Source organism: Streptomyces sp. NEAU-YJ-81, from assembly GCF_017592595.1.
In the GTDB taxonomy this organism is placed as follows: Bacteria; Actinomycetota; Actinomycetes; order Streptomycetales; family Streptomycetaceae; genus Streptomyces; species Streptomyces hygroscopicus_B.
In genome coordinates this window covers 1-2,757 of record NZ_JAGFNO010000103.1, presented here as the reverse complement: position 1 = coordinate 2,757, position 2,757 = coordinate 1, and the positions used below count along the sequence as shown (strand labels likewise).

Annotated in this window: 6 protein-coding genes; 1 reads left to right on the top strand and 5 read right to left on the bottom strand. The window is 71.2% G+C overall.

All coding sequences use genetic code 11. The features are described from left to right. Nucleotides 1-244: biotin carboxylase N-terminal domain-containing protein (locus J5X86_RS50065; protein WP_307819055.1), on the bottom strand; the 244-nt coding region annotated here is incomplete at its 3' end. 387 nt (nt 245-631) lie between these two features. Between J5X86_RS50065 and J5X86_RS50060 the strand changes: the two genes are divergently transcribed. Then, the gene (locus tag J5X86_RS50060) at nt 632-1,042 is read left to right on the top strand and encodes a hypothetical protein (protein WP_243983369.1); all 411 of its coding nucleotides are present in this window, start codon (nt 632-634) and stop codon (nt 1,040-1,042) included. 155 nt (nt 1,043-1,197) lie between these two features. On the opposite strand, the gene J5X86_RS50055 is transcribed toward J5X86_RS50060, so the two are convergent. The 4 genes from J5X86_RS50055 to J5X86_RS50045 form a co-directional block, all read right to left on the bottom strand. Next, nucleotides 1,198-1,800, bottom strand: a complete 603-nt coding sequence (locus J5X86_RS50055; protein ID WP_208523215.1) for a nucleoside triphosphate pyrophosphatase — start codon at nt 1,798-1,800, stop codon at nt 1,198-1,200. 166 nt (nt 1,801-1,966) lie between these two features. Continuing rightward, on the bottom strand, nt 1,967-2,098 hold the full coding sequence (gene mmpB / locus J5X86_RS52360; RefSeq protein WP_256114580.1) for a morphogenic membrane protein MmpB: 132 nt from the start codon (nt 2,096-2,098) through the stop codon (nt 1,967-1,969). 96 nt (nt 2,099-2,194) lie between these two features. After that, nucleotides 2,195-2,401: an acyl-CoA carboxylase subunit epsilon gene (locus tag J5X86_RS50050; RefSeq protein WP_014061293.1), complete on the bottom strand. Its 207-nt coding sequence runs from the start codon at nt 2,399-2,401 to the stop codon at nt 2,195-2,197. Between the two features lie 25 nt (nt 2,402-2,426). Next, nucleotides 2,427-2,757 (bottom strand): carboxyl transferase domain-containing protein (locus tag J5X86_RS50045; RefSeq protein ID WP_279595824.1); only part of this gene is annotated, 331 nt, incomplete at its 5' end.

Here is a 2,757-nt window from a genome sequence, read left to right as displayed (position 1 = left end):
CGTAGCCGGGGTGGATGGCGTCGGCGCCGGATTCGGCGGCCGCGGCCAGGACCTTGGCCTGGTCGAGATAGCTGGCCGCCGGGGTGTCACCGCCCAGCGCATAGGCTTCATCGGCCGCGCGCACATGCACAGCGTCCCGGTCCGGATCGGCGTAGACGGCTACGCTCGCGATCCCGGCATCCCGGCAGGCACGGGCAACACGGACAGCGATCTCGCCACGGTTGGCGATGAGCACCTTGCGCACGATGGCTCCCTCCTTGAAACAAGCCGAGTTTAGGTACAGGCGACACCTCGCGCCGAGAAGATCCCGGGCGTGAGCTTGACCACACGGAGCGTGAACCTCGCGTTGGGCGAGCGACCAGATCCCCCGTCGCTCCACCGTACGCCCGGTTTTCGGGGCTGGTGCGCCGTCCACGGTGTGGGCAAGGTCTCTGGCCCACCGTGCTGCGGCGCTCCACGTTTCTTTGTGGAAACCCTACGAATGCCGGGCGGAAACTTTGCCATGGCGTTCAGCTCGTCCGCACCTCTTGTGGTGGCGCTTACCCGTTAGTAGCGTGCTTCGGCACTGACGGAGTGGAGGGGGAACACGGTGGCGCGCAGACCAGTGGCCGCGGTAGCGGCTGTGACGCTCATGTTCGAAGCGGTCGGTATAGCGCTGCTGAACTGGATCCTCGGCCTGGTCGTGGACCGTCAGCAGATGTCCCTGGGCGGCCTCGACACCGACGCGATGTCCATCGGCACCTGGGTCGGGGGCGGCCTCTTCGGCCTCTATCTGCTGGTGTGCGGGGTGGTGCTGCTGCGCACCGCCGTGCGCGACCGCGCGCCCGGCCGGCTCGCCCGCATCCTGCTTGTCACCTGTGCGGTGGTGCACGGGCTGGTGGGCGCGTTCGCGGTCGGCCTGGTGGGCTGGCCGGCGTTCGCGTTCTTGATGGTGGTGCTGGGGCTGATCGTGCTGAGCCTGCTGGGGTACGAGGCGGAGCCGCCCGCCGAGCACTCCGCGGAGGCCGCGGGCGGCGGCCAGGACGCCCCCAGCCCGGCCTGATTCGGGGGAAATCCCTAGCCCGGCCCGGCCTGATTCGGGGAAATCCCTAGCCCCGGCCTGGCCCGACTCACTAGCCCCCCGCCCGGCCCGACTCAGGGGAATCCCTAGTCGCCCCAGAGGCAGGGAGACCAGTCGCCCCAGAGGCAGGGAGACCCCTAGTCCCAGAGGGCCGTGATCCGCACGCCCAACTCGGCCAGCAGACGGCGGAACAGCGGCAGGGAGAGCCCGATCACGGTTCCGGCGTCGCCCTCGATGCCGTCGATGAACGGCGCCGAACGGCCGTCGAGCGTGAACGCCCCCGCCACATGCAGCGGTTCGCCGCTGGCGACGTACGCCGCGACCTCCTCGTCCGTCGGCTCGCCGAAGCGGACGGTGGTGGACGCGGTGGCCGCGGCGCGGCGGCCGCTCGCCGTGTCGATCACGCAGTGCCCGGTGCGCAGCACCCCGGCCCGGCCGCGCATCGACTTCCAGCGGGCGGTGGCCTCCTCGGCGTCCGCCGGTTTGCCGAGCGCCTGGCCGTCGAGCTCCAGCACCGAGTCGCAGCCGATGACGAGAGAGCCGGCCGCCTCCGGAAGCCCGGCCACGGCGGTGGCTTTCGCCTCGGCCAGCACCCGGGCCAGCTCGGCGGGTGTCGCCGCGCTCAGCGCGTCCTCGTCCACCCCGCTGACGATCACCTTCGGCGCCATTCCGGCCTGCCGCAGCAGTTCGAGCCGGGCGGGCGAGGCGGACGCGAGGATGAGAGTGCGCTGCGCAGTCATGCGCACCAGGGTAAGCCGCCCCCGGGACGGCCCGGCCGGGGGCCGGGGGCCGCAGCCCGGCCATGGCACCGGCCCCCTCGGGAAGGTCAGGGCAGGCCAGGTCAGGTCAGGTCAGATTGAGCCAGATCAGGCCGGGGGTTCAGATCAGGGCCGCATTCAGGGCCGTTCACGGCCACATGCCGAGGAGGCACATCGCGAGCAGCACGGAGACGGTCAGGACCGTGCGGGCGCGGCGGAGCATGGCCTCGGCGCGCCGCAGCTCCTCGGGCGGCTCATCGGGCGGCTCGGACCACAGCATGGGACCGATCCTGAGGCCGCAGAAGGCGGGGCGCCTGAGTACGCGTACTCAGGCGCCCCGGCGCGAAGGTGCCATTCCGGCCTTACCGCGCGGCTCTCAGGCGGGCCAGTAGGTGGTACGCCACGCCTTGGGGCCGGGATGCGGCACCCGGTGGCTGGGGACGGTGCGGGCCGGGTCGGACCACTCCTCCGGATCGTCCTCGCTCTGCGCAGCGGCCGTGACGGCCGCCGCGCGTGCTTGCACCACCGCCAGTGCGGCGGCCAACTCCTCGGGGGTCGGGTTGCCCCGGACAATTCGGATCATGGAATTAGCCCTTCGCTCGAGGGGGCTAGAGGGGGATGTTGCCGTGCTTCTTCGGGGGCAGGGACTCGCGCTTGTTCCGCAGGGTCCTCAGTCCGCGGACGATGTGGCGGCGGGTCTCGGACGGCATGATCACAGCATCCACATACCCTCGCTCGGCCGCGATATACGGATTCAGCAGGGTGTCCTCGTAGTCCGCGATCAGCTCGGTGCGGGTGGTCTCCGGGTCGTCGGAGGCGGCGATGGTGCGCCGGTGGAGGATGTTGACCGCGCCCTGGGCGCCCATGACCGCGATCTGCGCGGTGGGCCAGGCCAGGTTGAGGTCGGCGCCCAGGTGCTTGGAGCCCATCACGTCGTAG

Excerpts from the sequence above, each read along its gene's own strand:
- J5X86_RS50060 (WP_243983369.1), top strand. The coding sequence starts at position 632 with ATGTTCGAAGCGGTCGGTATAGCGCTGCTGAACTGGATCCTCGGCCTG.
- J5X86_RS50055 (WP_208523215.1), bottom strand. The coding sequence starts at position 1,800 with ATGACTGCGCAGCGCACTCTCATCCTCGCGTCCGCCTCGCCCGCCCGG.
- mmpB (WP_256114580.1), bottom strand. The coding sequence starts at position 2,098 with ATGCTGTGGTCCGAGCCGCCCGATGAGCCGCCCGAGGAGCTGCGGCGC.
- J5X86_RS50050 (WP_014061293.1), bottom strand. The coding sequence starts at position 2,401 with ATGATCCGAATTGTCCGGGGCAACCCGACCCCCGAGGAGTTGGCCGCC.